We start from the raw sequence: 231 nt of genomic DNA on the forward strand, positions 1-231 counted from the left end.
GGCGACCGGGGCCTGACCGGCGGTCAGGTCGCTGCGCCGCTCGGCGTTCTGGTGCGGGTGGCTCGGCTCGCCCGCCACGAAGCGGCGGTTGCCCTCGGCGTGGACCTCCCACGCCTCAGCGGGCGTGAGGTCGGAGGTGGGGTCGACGACGTCCGGGGCCGGCGTGGTTTCGGGGCGGGTGTGGGGGGGCATCGGGTCTCCTTCCCGACGCCGTGCGCCAGGCCTTCGAGG

1 pseudogene is annotated in these 231 nt (G+C 76.6%); it reads right to left on the reverse strand.

Annotated elements, in window-relative coordinates:
- Positions 1-192: pseudogene (locus KVS67_RS13590) on the reverse strand (carbonic anhydrase); the annotation flags it as partial.
- Positions 193-231 lie beyond the last annotated feature (39 nt).

This window comes from Micrococcus sp. GbtcB5 (assembly GCF_019091605.1).
Taxonomy (GTDB): Bacteria; Actinomycetota; Actinomycetes; order Actinomycetales; family Micrococcaceae; genus Micrococcus; species Micrococcus luteus.